The sequence below is a fragment of the Bradyrhizobium sp. OAE829 genome (genome assembly GCF_040546575.1).
Lineage (GTDB): Bacteria > Pseudomonadota > Alphaproteobacteria > Rhizobiales > Xanthobacteraceae > Bradyrhizobium.
The window spans coordinates 4,859,322-4,882,699 of sequence record NZ_JBEPOE010000001.1; the positions used below are offsets into that span (position 1 = coordinate 4,859,322).

22 protein-coding genes are annotated in these 23,378 nt (G+C 64.0%); 12 read left to right on the top strand and 10 right to left on the bottom strand.

What is annotated here, in order from left to right; translation table 11 throughout:
• Window positions 1-136: 136 nt before the first annotated feature.
• The 4 genes from ABIE49_RS23435 to ABIE49_RS23450 form a co-directional block, all read right to left on the bottom strand.
• Entirely contained in the window at window positions 137-1,654 is a 1,518-nt protein-coding gene (locus ABIE49_RS23435; protein ID WP_192736473.1) for a L,D-transpeptidase family protein, read from the bottom strand.
• A gap of 288 nt (window positions 1,655-1,942) precedes the next feature.
• A complete protein-coding gene (locus tag ABIE49_RS23440) occupies window positions 1,943-2,905 on the bottom strand; it encodes an acetyl-CoA carboxylase carboxyltransferase subunit alpha (protein ID WP_192736474.1) in 963 nt (320 codons plus the stop codon).
• Window positions 2,906-3,092: 187 nt separating this feature from the next.
• The gene (xerD, locus tag ABIE49_RS23445; protein WP_192736551.1) at window positions 3,093-4,088 is read right to left on the bottom strand and encodes a site-specific tyrosine recombinase XerD; all 996 of its coding nucleotides are present in this window, start codon (window positions 4,086-4,088) and stop codon (window positions 3,093-3,095) included.
• 17 nt (window positions 4,089-4,105) lie between these two features.
• A complete protein-coding gene (locus ABIE49_RS23450; RefSeq protein WP_192736475.1) occupies window positions 4,106-4,252 on the bottom strand; it encodes a histidine kinase in 147 nt (48 codons plus the stop codon).
• A gap of 189 nt (window positions 4,253-4,441) precedes the next feature.
• On the opposite strand from ABIE49_RS23450, the gene ABIE49_RS23455 reads away from it, so the two are divergent.
• The 3 genes from ABIE49_RS23455 to ABIE49_RS23465 all read left to right on the top strand — a co-directional run bounded on the left by ABIE49_RS23455 (window position 4,442) and on the right by ABIE49_RS23465 (window position 7,666).
• Complete coding sequence (locus tag ABIE49_RS23455) at window positions 4,442-5,116, top strand: shikimate kinase (protein WP_192736552.1); 675 nt, start codon at window positions 4,442-4,444, stop codon at window positions 5,114-5,116.
• Window positions 5,113-6,255, top strand: coding sequence for a 3-dehydroquinate synthase (gene aroB / locus ABIE49_RS23460; protein WP_192736476.1), 1,143 nt, complete (start codon window positions 5,113-5,115; stop codon window positions 6,253-6,255). Before ABIE49_RS23455 ends, aroB begins: the two co-directional genes overlap by 4 nt.
• Before the next feature lie 64 nt (window positions 6,256-6,319).
• Window positions 6,320-7,666 carry a hemolysin family protein gene (locus ABIE49_RS23465; protein ID WP_192736477.1) on the top strand — a complete coding sequence of 449 codons (1,347 nt, stop codon included), beginning with the start codon at window positions 6,320-6,322 and terminating at the stop codon, window positions 7,664-7,666.
• A gap of 7 nt (window positions 7,667-7,673) precedes the next feature.
• Here the strand turns inward: ABIE49_RS23465 and ABIE49_RS23470 are convergent, their stop codons facing one another.
• The 3 genes from ABIE49_RS23470 to ABIE49_RS23480 form a co-directional block, all read right to left on the bottom strand.
• A complete protein-coding gene (locus ABIE49_RS23470; protein WP_354066934.1) occupies window positions 7,674-8,069 on the bottom strand; it encodes a hypothetical protein in 396 nt (131 codons plus the stop codon).
• Between the two features lie 198 nt (window positions 8,070-8,267).
• Window positions 8,268-8,783, bottom strand: a complete 516-nt coding sequence (locus ABIE49_RS23475; RefSeq protein WP_192736478.1) for a P-loop nucleotide/nucleoside kinase family protein — start codon at window positions 8,781-8,783, stop codon at window positions 8,268-8,270.
• A gap of 34 nt (window positions 8,784-8,817) precedes the next feature.
• Window positions 8,818-9,096, bottom strand: a complete 279-nt coding sequence (locus ABIE49_RS23480) for a BolA family protein (RefSeq protein ID WP_192736479.1) — start codon at window positions 9,094-9,096, stop codon at window positions 8,818-8,820.
• A gap of 108 nt (window positions 9,097-9,204) precedes the next feature.
• On the opposite strand from ABIE49_RS23480, the gene ABIE49_RS23485 reads away from it, so the two are divergent.
• Complete coding sequence (locus tag ABIE49_RS23485; protein ID WP_192736480.1) at window positions 9,205-9,861, top strand: J domain-containing protein; 657 nt, start codon at window positions 9,205-9,207, stop codon at window positions 9,859-9,861.
• Window positions 9,862-10,013: 152 nt separating this feature from the next.
• Here the strand turns inward: ABIE49_RS23485 and ABIE49_RS23490 are convergent, their stop codons facing one another.
• The gene (locus ABIE49_RS23490) at window positions 10,014-11,105 is read right to left on the bottom strand and encodes a citrate synthase/methylcitrate synthase (RefSeq protein ID WP_192736481.1); all 1,092 of its coding nucleotides are present in this window, start codon (window positions 11,103-11,105) and stop codon (window positions 10,014-10,016) included.
• Between the two features lie 74 nt (window positions 11,106-11,179).
• Between ABIE49_RS23490 and ABIE49_RS23495 the strand changes: the two genes are divergently transcribed.
• Window positions 11,180-12,394, top strand: coding sequence for a citrate synthase family protein (locus ABIE49_RS23495; protein ID WP_192736482.1), 1,215 nt, complete (start codon window positions 11,180-11,182; stop codon window positions 12,392-12,394).
• Here the strand turns inward: ABIE49_RS23495 and ABIE49_RS23500 are convergent.
• Complete coding sequence (locus ABIE49_RS23500; RefSeq protein ID WP_192736483.1) at window positions 12,387-13,046, bottom strand: DedA family protein; 660 nt, start codon at window positions 13,044-13,046, stop codon at window positions 12,387-12,389. The two genes, ABIE49_RS23495 and ABIE49_RS23500, sit on opposite strands and share 8 nt — an antisense overlap.
• A gap of 312 nt (window positions 13,047-13,358) precedes the next feature.
• On the opposite strand from ABIE49_RS23500, the gene cobS reads away from it, so the two are divergent.
• The 7 genes from cobS (at window position 13,359) to ABIE49_RS23535 (ending at window position 21,220) form a co-directional block, all read left to right on the top strand.
• Complete coding sequence (gene cobS, locus ABIE49_RS23505; RefSeq protein ID WP_192736484.1) at window positions 13,359-14,357, top strand: cobaltochelatase subunit CobS; 999 nt, start codon at window positions 13,359-13,361, stop codon at window positions 14,355-14,357.
• A 3-nt stretch (window positions 14,358-14,360) separates the two neighbouring features.
• Window positions 14,361-14,771 carry a GNAT family N-acetyltransferase gene (locus ABIE49_RS23510; protein ID WP_192736485.1) on the top strand — a complete coding sequence of 137 codons (411 nt, stop codon included), beginning with the start codon at window positions 14,361-14,363 and terminating at the stop codon, window positions 14,769-14,771.
• Window positions 14,768-16,669, top strand: a complete 1,902-nt coding sequence (cobT, locus tag ABIE49_RS23515; protein WP_192736486.1) for a cobaltochelatase subunit CobT — start codon at window positions 14,768-14,770, stop codon at window positions 16,667-16,669. The genes ABIE49_RS23510 and cobT overlap by 4 nt, the downstream gene beginning before the upstream one ends.
• 4 nt (window positions 16,670-16,673) lie before the next feature.
• Window positions 16,674-17,744 carry an esterase-like activity of phytase family protein gene (locus ABIE49_RS23520; RefSeq protein WP_192736487.1) on the top strand — a complete coding sequence of 357 codons (1,071 nt, stop codon included), beginning with the start codon at window positions 16,674-16,676 and terminating at the stop codon, window positions 17,742-17,744.
• 77 nt (window positions 17,745-17,821) lie between these two features.
• Entirely contained in the window at window positions 17,822-18,784 is a 963-nt protein-coding gene (locus tag ABIE49_RS23525; protein WP_192736488.1) for a Bug family tripartite tricarboxylate transporter substrate binding protein, read from the top strand.
• Between the two features lie 93 nt (window positions 18,785-18,877).
• Window positions 18,878-19,990, top strand: coding sequence for an NADH:flavin oxidoreductase/NADH oxidase (locus ABIE49_RS23530; protein WP_192736489.1), 1,113 nt, complete (start codon window positions 18,878-18,880; stop codon window positions 19,988-19,990).
• Window positions 19,991-20,119: 129 nt separating this feature from the next.
• Window positions 20,120-21,220 (top strand): LLM class flavin-dependent oxidoreductase, encoded by a 1,101-nt coding sequence (locus tag ABIE49_RS23535; RefSeq protein ID WP_192736490.1) that lies wholly within the window; start codon window positions 20,120-20,122, stop codon window positions 21,218-21,220.
• A gap of 127 nt (window positions 21,221-21,347) precedes the next feature.
• Here ABIE49_RS23535 and ABIE49_RS23540 read toward each other — a convergent pair whose 3' ends face one another.
• Window positions 21,348-22,472 carry a DUF2336 domain-containing protein gene (locus tag ABIE49_RS23540; RefSeq protein ID WP_192736491.1) on the bottom strand — a complete coding sequence of 375 codons (1,125 nt, stop codon included), beginning with the start codon at window positions 22,470-22,472 and terminating at the stop codon, window positions 21,348-21,350.
• Window positions 22,473-23,378: the final 906 nt, after the last annotated feature.

A 23,378-nucleotide genomic window follows, 5' to 3' on the forward strand; every position in this document is an offset into this window, starting at 1 on the left:
ATCCGTGAACGCGGATTCGTAGGGTGGGCAAAAGGCGCGAAAGCGCCGTGCCCACCATCTTCTCTCCCGATAAGTTCAGGTTGAATGGTGGGCACGCTTTCGCTTTGCCCACCCTACGCTTCTGCGGCTTGGAGGCTTACTTCATCGCCCCGAAGCGGCTGTCGAACGAGTTCGACGAGACGATCGGCGCGGATCCGGCGACCTGCGCGGGAGCTGCCGCAGCGGCTGGCGCCGACGTATCGGTCACCGACGGTTTCAGCGGCGGCCGGGCTGCGGCCTGCTTGGGTTCGGCCTTCGGCGCTGAGGTCTTGGGTACCGCGGCTTCGTGACGCGGCGGCGGCTCGGACCGCTTGGCTTCAATAACTTTCGGCTTCGCGGGCGCGGGCTGCGGTGTGCTTGAGGTGCTCGCGGTCGCATCACCGCCGCCAATGCCGACCTTGCGGGCGAGGCTGGAGAACCATCCGTCGGATTGCGTGGCCGGCGCGGCGTTGGCGACCCGTGTCGGGGCCGGGGTGGAGGCTGTCGGTCCGGCCGTTGGCGCGCTGGCGACCGCCGCAAGCTTCGGCTCCTGCGGCGCGCCGAGCAGGAGATTGTCGGAAGGCGCGCGCGGCGGGTTGACGTGGGAGGGGATGGTTCCGGGGGCGCGGGCCAGCGAAAGCGCCGCCAGTCCCTGGCTGTCGCCGCCTTCCGAGAGCCCGGTGCTGGCTTCAGGAACGCGCGCGGCGAATACTTTGTGCATGCCGCCGTCGATGCCGGTGTTGAGCCGCGCGACCGGCGTGCCCTTCGAAATCAGCTTGGCGGTTTCAGCGGCCTCGGCCTGCTGCTTGTCACGCACGGCGTCGGCGACTTCCTCTGGGATCGCATAGGCCGGGCATTTGCCCGACGCGTCGAACACCGGGTCGCGCGTGGCGTTGGGCGCCCTGATGGCGTCGAACACGTACTTCTTCTCGCAGAAATCGACCTTCGGCTCGCGCTTCGTCACCTCGAAATGATCGTAGCCTTGCTTGATCATTCTCCAGAACGGCATGTTCGGATTGTTGCGATGCTTCGCCATGTTGATCGGCGTCATCTTGAACGGATAGGCCTGCAGCTGGAACGACTTCTGGCCGCCGAAGAAGGACTCGCGGCCCAGCGAATAGATTTCCGCGATCTGCTCGTCGGTCATCGCGTAGCAGCCGCGCGAGGAGCAATCGCCATGCACCATCAGCTGCGATCCGGTGCGGCCGAGCGCCTTGTCGAACGCGTTGGGATAGCCGGTGTTGAACGACAGGTAATAAGCCGACTGCGGATTCATCTGCGCCGGCGAGATCGAATAGAAGCCTTCCGGCGCCTGGCGGTCGCCCTCTTTGATCTTCGGTCCGAGATCGCCCGACCAGCGGCAGATCGGATAGGTCTTCAGCAGCGCAAAGCGGCCGGCGCGATCCTGTTTCCAGATTTCGAGTTCAGCTTCCTGCTTGAACAACCGGACCAGGATCGGCGAATTCAGGTCCATGTCCTTTTCGACCATGGCCTGGATCAGCTTTGGCGGGACCGGCTGGTTGGCCTTGGCATTGTTGGCCAGCGAAATCTCGTCGCTGTTGCAGCCGGCCAGCATGACGCTGGCCGCGAGGGCAGCCGACGTGATGAGCGCGCGAACCAGCGAGCGATAAATCAAAAGCTAAGCTCCACACCCATCGGGCAATTTTCGCACCCCAACCACAGCGTCATGCCCTGAAGCCGATGTATAAAATCTTACCCTTTAGGCCGATTTGTCGCAACTCGAACCCGCCGCACAAGCCGGTACCTTGGCGGGCATGGTCAACAGATCTTAAAGAACACGGTCGGGGCATAATTGCGGCCAAATTCAACGATTTGGCGAAAAATCGGCGATCTTGCGATGGGACTGCGGCTGTCGCGGCTCGCGGCCCCTCGATTTCCCCAAAAAGTGAAGAATCGAAGCCGTTCAGCCCAGTTTGCGGCCGATATCGAGGAATTTCTGCCGTCGCTGCTTGCGCACCGCATCCGCATCGAGGTTGCGGAAGTCGTTGAAGGCCTGGGCGATGGCATCGCCGGTGGAGGCGATGATGGCGGCGGGGTCGCGATGGGCGCCGCCGGGGGGCTCTTTCAGGATCTGGTCGATGACGCCGAATCGCAGCATGTCCTGGGCGGTGATCTTCATGCTGGTGGCGGCTTCCTGGGCCTTGGTGCCGTCCCGCCACAGGATCGAGGATGCCGCTTCGGGCGAGATCACGCTGTAGATCGCGTGTTCGAACATCAGCACGCGGTTGGCGGTGGTGATCGCAATCGCCCCGCCGGACATGCCCTCGCCGGTGATGATCGCGACATTGGGCACGCCGAGCGACAGGCAGGCGTCGGTGGACCGCGCGATGGCTTCCGCCTGTCCGCGTTCCTCGGCGCCGATGCCGGGATAGGCGCCGGCCGAATCGACGATCGACAGCACGGGGATGCCGAACCGGTCGGCCAGCTCCATCAGGCGAACGGCTTTGCGATAGCCTTCAGGGCGCGCCATGCCGAAATTGTGCTTGATGCGGCTTTCGGTGGTGGCACCCTTTTCCTGGCCGACCACACAGATGGCTTCGCCGCGGAAGCGGCCGAAGCCGCCCATCAGCGCTTCGTCCTCGCCGAACTTGCGGTCGCCCGCCATCGGCGTGAATTCCGTGATCAGCGTGTTGATGAAATCCGTGAAGTGCGGCCGCTGCGGATGGCGCGCCACCAGCGTCTTCTGCCACGGCGTCAAGCTCGCATAGAGGTCGGTCAGCGCCTGCGACGCCTTGTCCTCGATGCGCGCAATCTCATCGCCGATGTCGCTGCCGGTCGCAGCCAGCGCGCGCAACTCGTCGACCTTGGCCTCGAGTTCGGCGACGGGTTTTTCGAAGTCGAGGTAGCTGCGCATCTGATCCGGCATCAAACCAATATAGGGAGGAACTTAGCTGCGGGCGAAGTGGTTTCGTCTTTGAGAAAGAAGATTAGTCTCTTCAACGATTTAGCTGACGTTCTGGGCGGAGGCCCATGGCGGGTGGCGATAGAGTGAGGCTGTTTCGGGGGAGAAGGCGTCGAAGTCAAGGCGGCATACTTGCTGGATACGCGGAAGTCTACTTCTCCGCCAGTGGATGCAGGTCGCGCACCAGGCTCTTGAGCCGCTCCTCGACCACATGGGTATAGATCTGCGTGGTCGAAATATCAGTGTGGCCGAGCAGCGTTTGCACGATGCGCAGGTCGGCGCCGTTGTGCAGGAGGTGACTGGCGAAGGCGTGACGCAGCACATGCGGTGAGACCAGCCGCGGCGCCAGCCCCGAGGCGGATGCGAGCTCTTTGAGGTCGCGCGCGAAATGCTGTCGCGTCAGATGCCCGCTTTCGCCGAAGGAGGGAAACAGCCATTTCGAGGCGGGGGCGTTTTTCTTCTTCTCCGGCTTCAGCGCTTCCATCGCGGCGAGGTAATCAGCCATCGCCTGCCGCGACGCCTCGTTCAGCGGTACCAGCCGTTCCTTGTTGCCCTTGCCGCGCACCACGATCATGCGGGCGTCGCGGCGCGCCGCCGACAGCGGCAGCGCCACCAGTTCGGAAACGCGCAGGCCGGCGGCATAGAGCACTTCGAGCAGGCAATGCAGCCGCAGCGCGCGAAGCCGCTGCTGGGGCGGGGCGTCGGTTTCGGTGAGCTCCTTGGACCGCGTCAGCATGCGGTCGACGTCTGCGATCGACAGTACCTTGGGCAGGCCGCGGCCGCGTTTCGGGCCGGACAGGATCGCGGCGGGATCATCGCTGCGGATTCGCTCGTTGAGCAGGAAGCGGAACAGATGCCGCATCGCCGACAGCCGGCGCGCCACGCTGGACGATTTGAAGCCGCGCGTGTCGAGGTCGGCGAGGTAATCGCGCAGCGTCTGGGTCTCGGCACCGGTAAAACTTTGGCCGGCGCGGCCCAAAAACTCGGAGAAATCCGTGAGGTCGCGGCGATAGGCGTCGAGCGTATTGTCGCCCGCCCCCTGTTCCGCCGCGAGCATGTCGAGGAACAGGTTGGTCAGCTTTGGGTCTGAATTCGTCTTCGAAGTGGTCTTGTTCGAAGTGGTCTTGGAAGTGTTCCTGGGGCCCATCCTTGAGACCATAGTGCCTATTTCTTGAGGAACCTATCCGGAGGGATGGTCACGGTCATTTCCCGTGGCTTCGGATTGACGAAATTCGCCAGCGCGAAGACCACGCCATAGCCGATGCCGGCGATAATGCCGACGACCGTCAAAAAGCGGAACAGACTGGGCATCAGGGCGCCTTGAGGGCGGGCTTGAAAGTGACTTTAGGCCGCGAATTAACCATTGAAATCATCGGGGTTGGACGCGCCTGACTACCTACATGTTCCAATCTCCGTTGCAAGAGTCTCTGGCATGGGTATCGGCGGGGGTAGTATAGGTGGCGCAGAAACGCGGAAAATCCGCTGATGACAGAGTTTGGGATGCCCGAGACCGCCATACCGGCACAAGCAAGCACCCCCCAGGAGGCCGAGATCGCGGCGGCACTGGGGCGGCGTTCGGTCGTGCTTGTCGGTATGATGGGCGTCGGCAAATCCACCATTGGCCGCCGGCTGGCGGCGCGGCTGCGGTTGCCGTTTTTCGACGCCGATATCGAGATCGAGATTGCCCATGACGGGGTGACGATTCCCGAAATCTTTTCGAAATATGGCGAGCCTTATTTTCGTGACGGCGAGGCCCGCGTGATCGCCCGGCTGCTCGATGGAGGCCCGGCGGTGCTTGCCACCGGCGGTGGCGCCTTCATGCGCGAGGAAACCCGCAAGCGGATCGCCGACAAAGCGGTGTCGGTCTGGCTCAAGGCAGACATCGACGTGATCATGAAGCGCGTCAAACGTCGCGCCGACCGGCCGCTGCTGCAGACCGAGGATCCGGTTGCGACGGTCGCCCGCCTGCTCGAAGCCCGCGAACCGGTCTATCAGGGGGCTGATCTCACGATCCTGTCGCGCGACGTGCCGCATGACCGGATTGTCGATGAATGCCTCGACGCCTTGCGCGCCAGGCTGTGCGGCGTCGTCGCGCCGCCGGCCCAGGAGTCAACGACTAAAGAGTCAACGACGACAGTAACGGCTACAACGGACGGGATACGCGCGACCTCATGACGGCACCACTGAAACACTCCGATCCCATCACCGTCGACGTCGCGCTCGGCGACCGCGCCTATGACATCGTCATCGGCCGCGACGCACTGCAGACTCTTGGCGCGCGCGTTGCCGCGCTGCGGCCGGGCGTGCGCACCGCCATCGTCACCGACCGCACCGTTGCCAAGCACTGGCTCGAACCAGCGCAAGCGTCGCTGGCCGCGGCCGGCATCCCGACGTCGCATGTCATTGTCGAGGAAGGCGAGGGGTCGAAAACTTACGCCGGACTGGAGAAGGTCTCCGAGGCGCTGATCGCCGCCAAAATCGAGCGCAACGACCTCGTGATCGCGCTCGGCGGCGGCGTGGTCGGCGATCTCGCCGGCTTCGCGGCGGCGATCCTGCGCCGCGGGGTCGATTTCGTGCAGGTGCCGACCTCGCTGCTGGCGCAGGTGGATTCTTCCGTCGGCGGCAAGACCGGCATCAACTCGCCGCAGGGAAAAAATCTGCTCGGCGCGTTTCATCAGCCGGTGCTTGTGATCGCCGATACTTCCGTCCTGGACTCGCTGTCGCCGCGCCAGTTCCGCTCCGGCTATGCCGAAGTCGCCAAATATGGCGTGCTCGGTGATGAAGCCTTCTTCGCTTGGCTCGAGACCAATCACTCCGGCATCTTCTCCGGCAGCGCGGCGCGCGAGCATGCGATCGCCACCTCGTGCCGCGCCAAGGCCGCGATCGTGTCGCGCGACGAGCGCGAAACCGGCGAACGCGCGCTGCTCAATCTCGGCCACACCTTCGGTCACGCGCTGGAGGCCGCAACCGGCTTTTCCGATCGCCTGTTCCATGGCGAGGGCGTTGCCATCGGCACGGTGCTGGCGGCGGAGTTTTCCGCAAGCCTCGGCATGATCTCGCCAGCCGACGCCGCACGCGTCGAGTGTCATCTGGCTTCGGTCGGCCTGCCGACCCGGTTGCAGGACATCGCCGGCTTCACCCAGGAAGGGCTGGCGGATGCCGATACGCTGATGGCGCTGATGGCGCAGGACAAGAAGGTCAAGCGCGGCAAGCTCACCTTCATCCTGCTGGAGGCTGTGGGGCGCGCGGTGATCGCAAACGACGTCGAACCGGCATCGGTTCACGCCTTCCTGCAACAGAAGCTGTCGGAATGAGAACCGGACTGTCAGGGCGCATCATGGAGCCGTCGCGCGGGCCTGGTGCCGTCGCGAGGCAGGCATGAGTTCGACCGCGTTCAATCTGTTGCTTGCGTTCCTGCTGCTCGCCGCCAACGCGTTCTACGTGGCGGCCGAGTTCGCGCTGGTGAAGAGCCGCGGGTTTCGCATCAGGGCGATGGTCGAGCAGGACCGCTTCGGCGCGCGCCTGCTGCACAGCATGATGGGCAACATCGAGGCCTATCTCGCGTGCTGCCAGCTCGGCATTACCATGGCCTCGCTCGGCCTCGGCTGGGTCGGCGAGCCCACCGTTGCGGCGCTGCTCGAGCCGTTGCTGATCCCGCTCGGAATGTCGCAGGCGACGTTGCACTTCGTGTCGTTCCTCGCCGGGTTCCTGGTGTTCTCCTCGCTGCATATCGTGATCGGCGAGCAGGTGCCGAAGACGCTGGCGATCAGGCAACCGATGCCGGTTTCGCAATGGATCGCGTATCCGCTCTATTTGTCCTATCTGGTTTTCTGGCCGCTGAACTGGCTCCTCAACACCGCATCACGCGGAATCTTGCGGATGCTCGGCGTGCAGGAATCTTCACAGCATGAAATCCTCACCGACTCCGAGATCGAGGGGCTGGTGGAGGAATCGGCCGTGCATGGCGGCATCGAAAGCGGCGAGGCCGAATACATTCACAATGTTTTCCGCTTTGGCGACCTTGCCGTGTCCGACGTCATGGTCCACCGCACCGCCATGGTGTTGATCAACGCCGATCTGCCGCCGGACGAACTGGTGCGCGAGGTGCTGGCGACCGAATACACCCGCATCCCGCTGTGGCGCGACAAGCCGGAAAACATCATCGGCGTGCTGCACGCCAAGGATCTGCTGCGCGCGATCCGCGCCTCTGATGGCGATACCTCGCGTATCAACGTTGCGGCCATCATGCTGCCGCCATGGTTCGTGCCGGAGATGCGGCCTCTGTCCGAACAGCTCAAGGCGTTCCGCCGCCGCAAGACCCACTTCGCGCTCGTCGTCGACGAGTATGGCGAAGTCGAAGGCATGGTGACGCTGGAAGACGTTCTGGAAGAAATCGTCGGCGACATTTCCGATGAGCACGACGTGGTGGTGGCCGGCGTCCGCGCCCAGCCCGACGGCTCCGTGGTGGTCGATGGTTCGGTGCCGATCCGCGATCTCAACCGCGCCATGAACTGGCATCTGCCCGACGAGGAGGCGACCACGATCGCGGGTCTCGTGATTCACGAGGCGCGTTCGATCCCCGAGCGCGGCCAGAGTTTTACCTTCCACGGCTTCCGCTTCCGCGTGCTGCGCCGCGAGCGCAACCGCATCACCGCCTTGCGGATCGTGCCGGTGCCGCGCGAGGCCGAGGAACAGAAGCCGAGGCGGGCGGGTACGGCGTTTTAATCCGGTACTATTCAATATCGATCGCGACGCCGCTGAGTTTCCACGCTCCTTCGGATTCGATGAAGCCAAGCTGGTATTTCAGCTGTTTAGGCGCCGTCTGGAAGCGGCCTTTCAGTTTCAGCACGCCCTGCTCGTCGATCCTGGGGTCCTCGTCGGGAATCATCTTTTGCGCCACCACGGCGTCGAACACGGCGTGCTTCTCGACCAGGTCCTTGAACACGGCCCGCAGCTTTTCCGGTGGGAACTGCTCGCGAAACGGTTTTGAGATCTTGGCGTGGAGGATGGTGAAATTGTCAGCGGCGACCGCGTCGTTCAGCGTCACCAGGATGCTTTTCACCAGCACCTCCTGAGCGGCGGGACCGGGCATGTCGAGCGCGAAGGCCTTGATGGAACACGTGGCCATCAACGCCGCAACGGCTGCCGCCAACCCCTGATGTGCCCAATAGCGCATCGGACGACCCCATCACATGGCGATGGCATCCGGGGTTCAGTCCGCCCCCGCGTTCGCATGGAAACCGCACCACCGCGCGACTGATTGTCTCACAAAGATGAACGCGCTGCCACCGTCCTGCGCCGATCTTCGCATCGGCATGGTGCACGCTCAGGCCAGATAGCGGATCGCTTCCGCGAGCAACCGTTCCGGCGGCTCTGCCGAGGTATCCAGCGTCAGCCTTGCATTGGTCCACGCTTCATATTCGGCGCGCCGTTGTTCGACCCTGGCCCAGTCGATCTCGGCCATCCCGTCGATATTGCGGATACGGGCGTCGATACGGCGGCGGTGGATCGCGGGGTCGACGCAGATGCATTCGATGATCTTCAAATCCGCGCGATATTTTGCCGCAAGCTTTCGCCACGCCGCGCGCGGGGCCTCGACCGGATTGACCGCGTCGATCAGGACGGAATGATTGAGCCGCAATTGTTCTGCTGCCAGGGCTTGCGCGACCTCATAGGCCGCGATCCCCGTCTGATCCCGCAAGAGGCCGCCGCGCCACATCGCCGCCTCGATCGGATCGACCGACAATAGCGGCAGCGAAAAATGCCGGGAAAGCCCCTCCGCCAGCGTGCTCTTCCCGGAACCGGGAAGTCCGGCCAAAACAATGAGCTTCAGCGTGGTCATCGGACGCTTACATCTGTGGCAGGGGGTGATAAAATCAGCGGCCCGTAGTTTCCCCGGGTGCCTGCGCCTTGATCGCCAGCGCGTGCACGGACCCCTTCAGTTCCGCCTCGAGCGTCGCATTGACCATGCGATGACGTTCGATCCGGCTCTTCCCTTCGAAGGCCGGCGACACAATATATACCCGGAAATGCGTCTCGCCGCCCGGCCTGTGGCCGGCATGGCCCTCATGCAGATGTGATTCGTCTGTTACGTCGAGGCTTTCGGGTACGAAAGCTTCACGCAACTTGTTTATGATATCGTCCTTGGTGCTCATGACGGCGGCATTACGTCCGGGACCGTTTTTCGTCAATGCCAGATCGAAACAGGGGTATTCGCAATGTCAAGACTTGAAGCCTTGGGCATTGCGTAGTCAAAGTCAGCCATGCCAATCGATTCATCCAAATTCTTCGACTCCATTCGCATCAAGCCCAACAAGCTGAGCGCGAAGCAGCAGGCGCAGGCGCGCGAAGAATCCGCCATGTGCGAATGGCCGGAGTGCAAGAACAAGGGCCCGCACCGCGCGCCCAAGGGCCGCGAGAACTCGAAAGAGTACTGGCACTTCTGTCTCAACCACGTCCGCGAATACAATCAGGGCTACAATTTCTTCCAGGGCATGAGCGCCGACTCGGTCGCGCGCTACCAGAAGGATGCGCTGACCGGCCATCGTCCGACCTGGAAGATGGGCGCCAACGGCGGCAAGAAGGGCAAGGCCGGCGCCGAGCCCGATATCGACGCGGCTTCCGATCCGTTCAGCATGTTCTCGGAGCTTAACGGCCGCGGCCGTTGGCGGCCTGGTCCGGGAGGCGCTGCCGGCGAGACCAAGCCCGAAACCCGAAAAGTGATGAACGCCGAGCGCAAGGCGCTGCAGGTGATGGGGCTCGGCCCCGATGCGACGCTGGAAACGGTGAAGGCAAAATACAAGCTGCTGGTCAAGCAGCACCATCCCGACGCCAATGGCGGCGACCGCTCCACCGAGGATCGCCTGATCGAAATCATCAAGGCGTATAATTATCTCAAGACCGTCGTGCGCGGCGCGTAATTGTTTGTCGTCCCGGCGAAGGCCGGGACCCAGAGCCACCGTCGGTCTTTCTCTTACACGCCGGTCGTGATCTTCCCTTTTCAACAATACAGGCCGCGGCGTATGGGCCCCGGCTCAAGGCCGGGGCGACACGCGCAGATATCTGCGTCGAGTCACTTGGGCATCGGGCCGATATACGCCGAGCTCGGCCGGATCAGCCGCCCGGTGCGCTGCTGTTCGCGGGCATGCGCGGTCCATCCGGCGGCGCGCGCCACCGCAAAGATCGGCGTGAACGCCTGGCGCGGGATTTTCAGCGCGTCGAGCAGGATCGCGGTGAAAAACTCCACATTGGTGTCGAGCGGCCGGTCCGGATTTTTCCGCTTCAAGGCGTCGCGGATATAGGCCTCGACCTCGCCCGCGAACGGCAGATCCATGCCGCCGCCGGCGAGCCGCTCGATCGCACCCTTGAGCACGTCGGCGCGGGGATCGCGCACCCGATAGACGCGGTGACCAAAGCCCATCAGCCGTTCGCCGCGCGCCAGTGCGCTGTCGACCCACGGCTTGATGCGTTCGCTCGATCCGATGGCGTCGAGCATTTCCAGCACCGGCTCCGGTGCGCCGCCATGCAGCGGCCCCGTCAGCGCGCAATAGCCGCCCGTCACCGCCGCAAACAGATCGGCATGGGTCGAGGCAATGACGCGCGTCGTGAAGGTCGAGGCGTTCATGCCGTGGTCGCACACCGTGACGAAATAGGCATCGAGCGCCGCCGCTTCGCGCGCGTCGGGCTTGCGGCCAAGCATCATCGACAGCGTGTCGGCGGCATGGCTCGCGGTCGGATCGGGCATCACGAGGTCATTGCCTTTGGCGCGCTGCACCAGCGCGCCTGCGATGACAGGAAATGCGCCGACAATGGTGGCCTCGTGCGTCAGTCCCGCTTCCGCGCGCAGGCCCGCGATCGCCGCGCGAAAGCCGTCGACGATCGACAGGCCTCGGGTGATTCCGAGCAGTTCCGGCAGCCGGGCGAAGGCGCGTTCGCGCCCGGCACCAAGTGCGGCACGCACCGCGGCCTCGCCGACCGGCTGGCCGGTACCGCCGCTCCAGAGCCGGGCGGTCACGCCCTCGAACCCGGTCTTGCGGGCCAGTTCGCCGACGCGCTCGCCGGCAATGATCAGTTCGCCGCGCTCGCCATCGACATGGCTCAGCACGGTTTCGGCTGCGGGGACGCCATCGAGGCCGATCGGGGTCTTTGAAAGCTGCATGTTCATGGTCGGATCTCCTTTGTGCACCGCAAAGGTCGTCCCTCTCGACAGATTGATCAATCTTGATTATGTAAATCAATATGAAAAAATCCGCCGGCCTTTATCTCTCGGCCCGCGAGGCCTCCGCCGAACTCGCGATCTCGCAGGCGACGCTCTACGCCTATGTCAGCCGCGGCCTGATCCGCTCCGAGCCGTCGGCCGATTCGCGCAGCCATCGCTACCGGGCCGAGGACGTTCGCACGCTGAAGGAGCGGCGGGCGCCGGCGCCGGAGCCGCGCGGGATGCGCAGTTTCGATGCCGATTTGCCCGTCATGGATTCGGCGATCGCGACCATCACCGAGGACGGCCCGATTTATCGCGGGGTCAACTGCGTCGATCTCGCCGAGCGCGATACGCTCGAACACGCCGCGACGCTGTTATGGGACGTCGCCGGCGTCGACCCGTTTGCATCAGATAATTGCCCGTCGATCTCGGATGAAATGCGCGCGGTGGCCGAGGCCACCCGCGGCGCCAACGCGATCGATCGCGCCATTGCGGTGCTGGCGCTGGCGGCCGTTGCCGATCCGCGCGCCTTTACCCGCGCGCCCGAGGGACGCGCAATGGTCGGCGGCCGCATACTGCGTCTGGTGGTCGCGACCATGCTGAACGCAAAGACATCGCCGCAACCGCTGCACCTGCAGATCGCCAGGGCCTGGGCGCCCGATCACAAGCACGCCGCCGATCTGATCCGCCGCGCGCTGGTGCTGCTGGCGGATCATGAATTGAACGCCTCGACCTTCACCGTGCGCTGCGCGGCGTCGACCGGCCTAAACCTCTATGACGCGATGATTGCAGGCCTCGTTGCCCTGAAAGGTCCCAAGCATGGCGGCGCCGGCGTGCTGGCGGCGCAGCTGCTCAAGACGCTGGCCAAGGGCGACGTCGCGCCCCTGATTCGCGAGCGGGTGGCGCTGGGCGAGCGTTTCGCGGGCTTCGGCCATGGTGTCTACAAATTCGGAGATCCGCGCGCGCAGGCCTTGCTGGAGGCTTTGGCGCGCTCGGGCGCCGAGCGCAAACTGACCCACGAAATCCCGGAACGCATTGCGGAAGCGACCGGCGAATTCGTCAATATCGACTATGCGCTGGCGGTGCTTGTGCACACGCTGGGCCTGCCGCCGGGCCATGAGCTGGTGCTGTTTTCGATGGCCCGCACGGTCGGATGGATCGCGCATGCGAGCGAACAATTGCGCCAGGAGCGGCTGATTCGCCCGCGTGCGCGCTATGTCGGCCCCGCCCCGGGACGCGCCCGGATTACTTGACCGGCTTGGCCGGTTCGATCACGCCGCCGCCCTGGCGGCGGCGGATGATCCAGACCGCAAGCGCCGCAACCAGCGCACCGCCCAGCACCGCGAGCATCCAGAGATGCTTGGCCGTGCCGTGATGATGCGGCCCGAAATATTCGTGCAGCACGGAGATTGCGAATACGCCTGGCAGCACATGCGCCATCGCCCAGACCAGGATGGCTGGAATATTCACGCCGTAAAACCGCAGCGGCGGCATGCCCAGCGCACCCGCCGTGACCGGTACGAAGGCGCGGATCGGCGGCACAAAGCGCGCAAAGAATACCGCAAGCGCGCCGCGGCTTTGGAAGAAGGCTTCGCTCTGCGCCACCACGGCTGGATAGTTCTTCAGCGGCCAGACGCTGAGAATCTCGCGCTGCGAGCGATGGCCAACCCAGAACGCGGTGCCGTCGCCGAGTGCTGCCCCGGCAATCGCCGCCGCCAGCACCGCCCACAATTTCAGTTCGCCGCCCGGCACCAGCGCGCTCAAGGTGAGGATGATGGTCGATCCCGGCACCAGCGAGCCGACCACCGGAACGGCTTCCAGCAGGGCGGCGAGGAACAGCGTCAGGTAAGCAAGTCCCGGATGGGCCGAGACAAAAGCGATCAGAGGATCGAGGAAGGAGGCCACAAAATTCCCGTCGCGGTCGCGTGGTTTGGCTGATGGCCAAGACCTAACAACTTGCCAGGGGGCCGGGAAGGGCCGTCCCTAGGCACCGGTTCCGGGGCGGCTGACCCGTCCGCCGGGCAAAAGTACGGCGTGATTCGCAGGGCTGCCCTCCAAAAATCGAGTTCAGTGCCTATCTCAATGATAAGGCAGCGGAACTTTCATTGCGCGGCGGGCTTCTGCCGGCCGTTGCTCTCTGCTAGGTTCGCAGCCAGCACCCATCCGCAGCCATTCAACAAATCTGGTTTCGGGAATGCCCGGGACCTCGGAGGATTGATGACGACCGCCGCCATGACCAAAACTCAAGAGCCCGTCGGTATCCCCGATATGAAGGTATCGGTGCGGCAGGTTTTCGGGATCGATACCGATCTTGAAGTGCCGGCCTATTCCGAAGTCGACCCGCACGTGCCGGAAGTCGATTCGGATTACCGCTTCGATCGCGCCACCACGCTCGCGGTTCTTGCCGGCTTCGCGCACAACCGCCGCGTCATGGTCACCGGCTATCACGGCACCGGTAAATCGACCCATATCGAGCAAGTTGCGGCGCGGCTGAACTGGCCTTGCGTGCGCGTCAACCTCGACAGCCACATCAGCCGTATCGATCTGGTCGGCAAGGATTCCATCGTTGTGCGCGACGGCAAGCAGGTCACGGAATTCCGCGACGGCATTCTGCCCTGGGCGCTGCAGCACAACATCGCACTGGTGTTCGACGAATATGACGCCGGCCGTCCCGACGTGATGTTCGTGATCCAGCGCGTGCTGGAAGTCTCCGGCCGCCTGACGCTGCTCGACCAGAACAAGGTGATCAAGCCGCATCCGTCGTTCCGCCTGTTCTCGACCGCCAACACGGTCGGTCTCGGTGATACGTCGGGCCTCTATCACGGCACCCAGCAGATCAACCAGGGCCAGATGGACCGCTGGTCGATCGTCACCACGCTGAATTACCTGGCGCATGACGAGGAAGTCGAAATCGTGCTCGCCAAGGCGAAGCACTATCGCACGCAGGAAGGCCGCGACATCGTCAACAAGATGGTGCGGCTCGCCGATCTCACCCGTAACGCGTTCGCCAATGGCGACCTCTCGACGGTGATGAGCCCGCGTACGGTAATCACCTGGGCCGAGAACGCCGATATCTTCTCCGATATCGGCTTTGCGTTCCGCGTCACCTTCCTCAACAAGTGCGACGAGCTGGAACGGCCGCTGGTGGCTGAGTTCTACCAGCGCTGCTTCAACGCGGAGCTGGCCGAGAGTTCGGTCAACGTGGCGCTCAGCTAGCCCATGCCGAAAATTTCCGTCGAGCGCACCATTGGAAAGACCAAGAAGGCGGTGCTCGGCGGATTGATCGGCTATAACACCGAGAAGATGGGGAAGCAGAAATACAAGCGCCTCGCCATCTCTCTGCGCGAAGGCGACAAGATCGTCGGCGGGATCGTAGGCGAAGTCTGGACCACGGTGCTGTTCATACAGCTGTTCTGGATGGAGCAGAAACTTCGCGGCAAGGATTTTGGAACAAAGCTGATCAAGGCGATTGAAGACGAAGCGAGACGACTTGGGGCCACGCGGTCCTATCTCGATACGATGAGTTTTCAGGCGCCGGGTTTCTACCGCGCCTGCGGTTATAAGGAATTCGGTTCGATCGAGGGTTACCCTGAAGGCGTGACGCGCCATTGGTTCACGAAAGCGCTATGAGCACATCCAACTCCAAATTTCGCACCGGATCCAAGGAAGCGCCGACCGAGCCGTTCAAGCGCGCGGTGACGTCGTGCCTGCGCGCGATCGCAAGAGCCCCCGAGCTCGAAGTAACGTTCGCGGCCGAACGTCCGGGTCTCGCGCCGGGCAAGGCCCGGTTGCCCGAACCTGCGCGCAAGATGACGAAACGCGATGCCGCGATCGTGCGCGGCCATGCCGACTCGATCGCGCTGAAACTCGCCTGTCACGATCCCAAGGTCCACCGCAAGCTGATGCCGGGCAATCCGCAGGCGCGCGGCGTGTTCGAGGCGGTCGAGCAGGCGCGCGTCGAAGCGATCGGCTCGCGGCGGATGGCCGGTGTCGCGAAAAACCTCACCGCGATGCTCGACGATCATTTCCATCGCGGCAAATTCGACGAGATCACCGACCGCGCCGACGCGCCGCTGTCGGATGCGCTGGCGATGCTGGTGCGCGAACGGCTGACCGGCATGGCGCCGCCGACGGCGGCCAAGAAAATGGTCGACCTCTGGCGTCCGGTGCTGGAAGACAAGATCGGCGCGCGGCTCGATCAATTGAGCCGCGTTACCGAGGATCAGGCCAAGTTCGGCGACCTCGTGCACGATCTGCTGTCGGCGCTCGACCTTGGCGACGATCGCAACGCTGATGCCGATGACGACGAGAACAACGAGGAGAACCAGGACGGCGAGAACGATCAGTCCGGCGCCGAAGGCTCGCCCGACTCTGACGCCGCGCAGGAAATGAGCGCCGACCAGGCCCAGGCCTCGACCGACGAGATGTCGGAGAGCGCGATGGAAAGCGCGCAGGCGTCCACGTCGGACACCTTCGATGATGGCGAACTCGGCGACGACGAGACCCCGGGCGAGGCGACGCGGCCGAATTCGCGCGGCGCCAATGAACCGCGCGGGCCGGAATATCACGCCTTTGCGCCGAAGTTCGACGAGGTGATCGCTGCCGAGGATCTGTGCGACCATGACGAGCTGGAACGGCTGCGCAGCTATCTCGACAAGCAGCTCGCGCATCTGCAGGGCATCGTCGCCCGGCTCGCCAACCGGCTGCAGCGCCGCCTGATGGCCCAGCAGAACCGCGCCTGGGAGTTCGATCTCGAGGAAGGCATCCTCGATCCGGCGCGGCTCTCGCGCGTGGTCACCGATCCCTATCATCCGCTCTCGTTCATGCACGAGAAGGAAGCGACCTTCCGCGACACCGTGGTGACGCTGCTTCTGGACAATTCCGGTTCGATGCGCGGCCGGCCCATTACGGTGGCGGCGACCTGTGCCGACATTCTGGCGCGGACGTTGGAGCGTTGCGGCGTCAAGGTCGAGATCCTCGGCTTCACCACGCGCGCCTGGAAAGGCGGGCAATCCCGCGAGGCGTGGCTTGCCGCCGGCAAGCCGGCCAATCCCGGCCGGCTGAACGATTTGCGCCACATCATCTACAAGTCCGCCGATGCCCCCTGGCGCCGCGCGCGAAAAAATCTCGGGCTGATGATGCGCGAGGGGCTTTTAAAGGAAAACATCGACGGCGAGGCGCTGGATTGGGCGCACAAGCGCCTGCTCGGACGTCCCGAGCAGCGCAAGATCCTGATGATGATTTCCGACGGCGCGCCGGTCGACGATTCCACCCTGTCGGTCAACCCAGGCAATTACCTCGAGCGGCATCTGCGTCACATTATCGAGGAGATCGAGACCCGTTCGCCGGTCGAACTGATCGCGATCGGTATCGGTCACGACGTCACGCGGTATTATCGCCGTGCGGTGACCATCGTCGATGCCGAGGAACTCGGCGGCGCCATCACCGAAAAGCTTGCCGAGCTCTTCAGCGAGACCCACGGCGCCGCGCCCACGACAACGCGCCGGCCACGCCGTCTGCATTCCTGAGAGTATGCGCGCACCTGGCAGCCGCCGTCGCTTTCTGAAAACTGCAGCGGCGGCGCTCTCGGCCGCGGCGCTGCCTGCCGTCGCGCATGCGCAGACCGCAGTTCAGCGGCCGCCGAAGCCGGCCATCCCCGATGAATATTCGGTCACCGCGCCGGTCTCGATCGAGGTCAATGCAAGGCCGCTTCCGTCGTTCGATACCCGCGACCGCTCACATGTGCGGTTTGGCTCGCTGGAATATCGCAGCGGCTTGATTCTGACTTCGCGGTTTCGCGGCTTCGGCGGCCTGTCGGGGCTGCGGCTCGATGCCAAGGGTGAACGCTTCATCGCCATCAGCGACAAGGGCGGCTGGTTTACCGGCCGCATCGTCTACAAGGGCCGCGAGATGACCGGCCTCGACGATGTCGAAGCCTCCCCGATACTCGGTCCTGATGGCAAGCCGATCACCGCGCGCGGCTGGTACGATACCGAGGCGCTCGCACTCGATGGTTCTTACGTTTACGTCAGCCTGGAACGCGTCAATCAGCTATTGCGGTTCGATTTCGCCAAGGGTTTTACGCGCTCGCTCGGCGAGCCGCTGCCGTTGCCGCCGGCGGCGCGCAAGCTGCCGTTCAACAAGGGGATCGAAGCGCTGGTGATGGTGCCGAACGGCTTTGCCCCGGCGGGGACGCTGATCGCGATCTCCGAACGCGGGTTAGATGCCGGCGGCAACATCATGGGCTTTTTGATCGGCGGCAAGACGCCCGGCCAGTTCGGCATCCGCCGCACCGAGAATTTCGACGTCAGCGACGCGGTGTTGCTGCCCTCGGGTCAATTGCTGTTGCTGGAGCGCAAGTTTTCCATGCTCGGCGGCATCGGCGTCCGGATCCGGCGCATCGCGCCAAATTCAATCGCCCTAGGTGCCGTGATCGACGGTCCCACGATCTTCAACGCCGATCTCGGCAGCGAGATCGACAATCTGGAAGGCATCGACGCCCATGTGACTGACGAGGGCGATACGGTGCTGACGCTGATCTCCGACGACAATTTCTCGATGATCCAGCGCAATCTGCTGCTGCAGTTCACGCTGGTGGATTGAGGCTGGCGGGGGCACTGCGCAACGCTGTTTTCGGAACGGTTCTTGCAGCGCTGCGGGCAGTGAAACCGGAGCATTTGATGACCAGGTCCATTCGCGTAGTTTTCATCCTTTCGATCGTTTTCGCGGGCTTTGCCGCCCAGGCCGAAACCTGGCCTACCCGGATGATCAAGGCGACCATCCCCTTTGGGGCGGGCAGCGCGGCCGACGTCGTGCCGCGGTTGCTGTTCGACCGGCTGGCGGTCGAGCTCGGCCAGCCGATCGTGATCGAGAATCGCGCCGGTGCGGGTGGAACGATCGGTTCGGGCCTGGTGGCGAAGGCTGATCCCGACGGTTACAGCATTCTCTCCAACTCCAACGCGTTGACGATTGCACCGGCGATCTTTCCGAACCTGGCCTTCGATGCCGCGCGCGACCTCGCCTCGGTGCTGATGATCGGCTCCACCGCCAATGTGATGATCGTGCCGAATTCGCGTCCGTGGAAAACCATCCGGGATTTCATCGCGGACGCCAAGGCGAAGCCCGGATCGATCTCGTACGGTTCGGTCGGTATCGGCAGCGCGGTCCATATCAGTTCCGAGAAATTCCGGCTCGCCGCCGGCTTCGAGGCCACCCACATTCCCTATCGCGGCGGCGGCGAGGTGATCGCCGATATTCTTGGCGGCCGGATCGATTTCTATTTCTGCCCGCTGGCAACCGCGCTGCCGCTGATCCGCGAGGGCCAGGTGCGTGCGCTCGTGGTATCGACAGCCAAGCGCGCCGCTGAGCTGCCCGACGTGCCGAGCCCGGTCGACATCGAATTGAAGGATGCCGACAGCGCGATCTGGTTCGGCGTATTGGTGCCGTCGAAGACGCCGCGCGAGATCGTCGACAAACTGCATGCGGCAGGCACCAAGGTGCTGGCTGATCCGGTGACGCAGGAGGGTCTGAAAAAGCTCGCTATCGAGCCGATGCCGATGACCCCTGGCGAGATGGACGCACTTCTCAAGCGCGAGATCGCGGCCAATTTTGAGCTGATCAAGGCCGCAGGGATCAAGCAGTAAGGGGGAGGGTTGCGCTGGCGGCGGGTTGAGGGGAGGGGCACGGCTCGCTACGCTAGAGGCCAGCATCCTTCCCTCCCGGTCCGGACATCCCACATGAGCAACCTGTTTTCCCCGATCCAGCTGCGTGGCCTGAAACTCGCCAACCGCATCATGGTGGCGCCGATGTGCCAGTATTCCTCTGATGATGGCGACGCCAATGACTGGCACTTCACGCATATCAACTCGCTGGCGCTGTCGGGCGCTGCGATCTTCTGCATCGAGGCAACGGCGGTCGAGGCGATCGGCCGGATCACGCCGGGCTGCCTCGGCCTCTACAGCGACGCCAACGAGGCCGCGCTGAAGCCGATCCTGGCCTCGGTGCGCAAGCGCTCCAAGGCGGCCGTGATGATCCAGCTCGCTCATGCCGGCCGCAAGGCGTCGAGCCACACGCCCTGGGACGGTGGCCAGCTGATCCCGGTTTCCGAAGGCGGCTGGCGGGCGGAAGGGCCGTCGGCGATTGCGCACAAGGAGAGCGAGACGCCGCCAAAGGCGTTCGACGCGGCGGGACTGGCGCGGGTGCGCGACGCGTTCGTCGCTGCCACCAGGCGTGCCGAGCGGCTCGGCATCGACGCCATCGAGGTGCACAGCGCCCACGGCTATCTGCTGCATCAATTCCTGTCGCCGATCTCCAACCAGCGCACCGATCAATATGGCGGGTCGCTGGAAAACCGCATGCGCTTTCCGCTCGAAGTGTTCGACGCGGTGCGCGCGGCGTTTCCGCACGACAAGCCGGTGGGCCTGCGGCTTTCCTCGACCGACTGGGTCGACGGCGGCTGGGATCTGGCGCAGACCATCGAATACGCCAAGGCGCTGAAGCAGCGCGGCGTCGACTGGATCGACGCGTCCTCGGGCGGCGTTTCGCCGTTGCAAAAAATTCCGCTCGGCCCCGGCTATCAGGTGCCATTCGCGCAAGCCATCAAGCAGGCGACCGGCCTCACGACGATCGCAGTCGGCCTGATCACCGAAGCCAGACAGGCCGAGGAGATCGTGGCCTCCGGCAAGGCCGACATGGTCGCGCTGGCCCGCGGCATGCTCTACGACCCGCGCTGGGGCTGGCACGCCGCCGCCGAACTCGGCGGCGAAGTGTTTGCACCGCCGCAATATTGGCGCTCGCAACCCTCGACGCAAAAAGCGCTGTTCGGCGCCACCACGTTCGGCACGCGGTAAGTATCGAAGCGGCACGTCGCGCGAATTTCTGCCCATTGGTTTCGTCATATCTCGGCCACACGCCCGGCGTGCTATGCTCTGGCTTGCGCGCGACAGACGCGCTTTGAAAAAACAGCGAGAGGACGCCCCATGGAGATCGGATATTTCACGATGCCGTCCCATCCGCCGGAGTGCGGGTTGAAGGAGGGTCACGACTGGGACTTGCAGACGCTGCGGTGGCTCGATGAGCTCGGCTATCAGGAAGCCTGGATAGGTGAGCACCACACCGCGCCCTGGGAGCCGCACCCCTCGCCCGACCTGATCCTGGCGCAGGCGTTTCTGCAGACCAAAAATATCCGCCTCGGCCCCGGCGGTTTTTTGCTGCCCTATCACCACCCCGCCGAACTCGCCAACCGCGTCGCCATGCTCGACCATCTCTCCGGCGGCCGCTTGAATTTCGGCGTCGCGGCGTCGGGCCTGCCGAGCGACTGGGCGATGTTCAACGTCGACGGAATGAGTGGCCAGAACCGCGACATGACCCGCGAGGCGCTGGAGATCATCCTCAAAATGTGGACCGAGGATGCGCCGTGGTCCTACAAGGGCAAGTTCTGGACGGTGAACAAGCCCGACGTGATGTTCGACTTCCTCAAGCCGCACCTCAAGCCGTTGCAGGCGCCGCATCCGCCGATCGGCGTCGCCGGCCTCTCCAAGGGATCGGATACGCTCAAGCTCGCGGGCGAGCGCGGCTATATCCCGATGAGCCTCAACCTCAACCCGGCCTATGTCGGCAGCCACTGGGAATCGGTGGAGATCGGCGCCGCCAAGACCGGCCGCAAGCCGAACCGGCAGGACTGGCGGCTGGTGCGCGAGGTGTTCATCGCCGACACCGACGAGGAAGCCTGGCGGCTGTCGGTCGGCGACATGATGGGCCGGATGATGACCGAGTATTTTCTCCCCCTGCTCGGGCATTTCGGTTTCAAGGACTACCTCAAGCACGCGCCCGACGTGCCTGACTCGGATGTCACCGCCGATTATTGCGCCAAACGCAACTGGATCGTCGGCTCGCCCTCGACCTGCGCCGAGAAGATCGAGAAGATCTATCACGAGGTCGGCGGCTTCGGCACGCTGTTGGTGTTCGGCTTCGACTACAAGCACAAGCCGGAAGCGTGGCACCATTCGCTGCGGCTCTTGAAGCAGGAAGTGATGCCGCGGCTGAAGCACCTCGACGCGAGTCTGATCCGCGCGGCGTGACGTCGTCATTCCGGGGCGATGCGTAGCATCGAACTTTGGTGCGCAATTGCGCACCTGAGAATCTCGAGATCCCGGATTCGGTGCTTCGCACCGCTCCGGGATGACGGATGCGCCTTGCGCGCATCCGTCAATTCATTCCCGGCGGCGCATCGGTCGCCTTCACCTGCCAGAACCGCAGCATGCGCTGTGCGTTGTCCAGCGTCAGCTTGGCGTATTGCGATTTCGCCATTGCCAGTTCGTGCGGGCCCATATTCCCTGACGCAAAACGGCTGTCGAGCACGGCGGCCACGGTTTCCCAGCTCAATCCTGCGACGCGGCAGGGAACCAGCAGGCCTTCATCGCGCAGGCTCTGCATCAGCGGGCGGATGACGTCGATGCCGGAGCGCGACAGTTCGGCGAGTGCCGCCACCGTCTCCTCGTATTTGCGCTGCCTCGCAAAACTCATCAGTGCGCCTTCGTTGAGCTGGCCGTTCTTGGCGAGCAGCGTCACGTAGCGCTTGGCGGAGGCGAAATCGCGCACGCGGGACATTTCGCGGCTGGCGCCGTCGGCGGCGGCGGCGATGGCGCCGCGGATTTCCTCGAACAGATGCGGCGGCGCGCGCGACAGCAGCCGCGTGCGCACGGCTTCAGTGGCGTCGCGCAGCAATTGCCGCCTGATATGCGCCGGCAGGTCGACGCGGATGCCTGTCTCGACCGCCAGCTCCGGATCGTGTTCGGCCTGCGCCAGCAGCACCGCAAAACCACCAGTGGAAACCTTGGCGCCGGGATTGGCGACCAGCTTGCGGCTGACGCTCGGGTAATGCCGCGCCAGCAGCGCGTCGGTGACGATCTCGGCGAGCCACCAGCGGCCGGATATTGCGAGCAGATGCGCCTCGCTTTTGCTCTGCGCCAGCTCGACCAGATCCTCCGCCGACAGCCGCGCGGATTCGGTCAGCACCGGCGCTGCGACGGAAATGTCCTCGTTGTGGGCGAGGCGCCGGATCACGGCATGCGGCGCCTGCTTCACGGAGGCGAGCTGGCTGCTCATTTCGGCGAGCGCGATGCGCGCGCTGACGTCGGCGATGGCGCGCAGCTCGATGGTCCTGATCAGCCGTTCGAGCACGTCGCCGAACAGCTCGATCTGTTCGCCATTGAAGCCGTCGGCCGAGGTCAGGAACAGGTCCGTGACGCGGCGGAAGGTTTCGAGGTGTTTTTGCGCCGAGCCGGCCTTGATGGCCGCCTCGACCTCATCGGCGATGGATTGTTCTAGCATCGCTCGTCCTGAGCGTTCGAAGCCAATTCTGGCACAGGCGAAAAGGGTATGGGGAATAGCTGAACAGTCGGTAAAATTCGGGGTGTGTGGCGGGCCTCTCCCCGTCATTGCGAGCGAAGCGAAGCAGTCCATTGGGCAAGCTACTCAGTGAAACTACGGAGATTTGGGGCGCCGCGTTTGGCGACGCACTGATGGGGAAGGTGGGGTAGGGATTTTTGCACCTCTGTCATCGCGAGCCCAACTGCGTTCCCTCCCCCCTTGCGGGGTCGAGACGAGCGAAGCTCGCTCTTGGGGTTAGGGAGAGGGGTGGCGTCATCGGGACTGCCCGTGTGGACCCCTCTCCCCAGCCCTCCCCCGCAAGGGGGGAGGGAGCCGACCGTTCGTATGGCGCGAGTGGTGACAAACACACCTTCGCATTCTCGCGACGCATTGCGCCCGAGGTTTTCAATTTCGTTCCGCCCCCGAAATCCAGAGGGCGCAGGGAATGCCGGATGCGCGCTGCACCCGCGGTCTCATGTGCGATTGTGCTAAGAAAGCTGCACATGAGCATACAGGGCAGCGGAGAACATCCGACATTCCCTGCGCAGTGGCTTTACGGCTTATAACGCGCTCTCCCCGGTGAGACGGCCTCTATTGCCACCGTCACTCCTCGGAAGCGTTAGCTTCCTTGGAGCTTGACGCCGTTACGGGCGCCAGGACCACACGCTTTCGCCGTACGCCTCAGCCGCGACCGTCAATCGCAACGTCAACGTCCACCGCATCCCCGCCCCTCGTCATGACGACGGCCGACGCCCCTCTGAGTGGGACGGGATGGGTATTGATGTGCAGGTGATTTGGGGTGGAAGGGAAGGGAAATATTTTTGGTTTTCGGAAATTTAGGACTTGACACGATTTCCGTAAATCGGA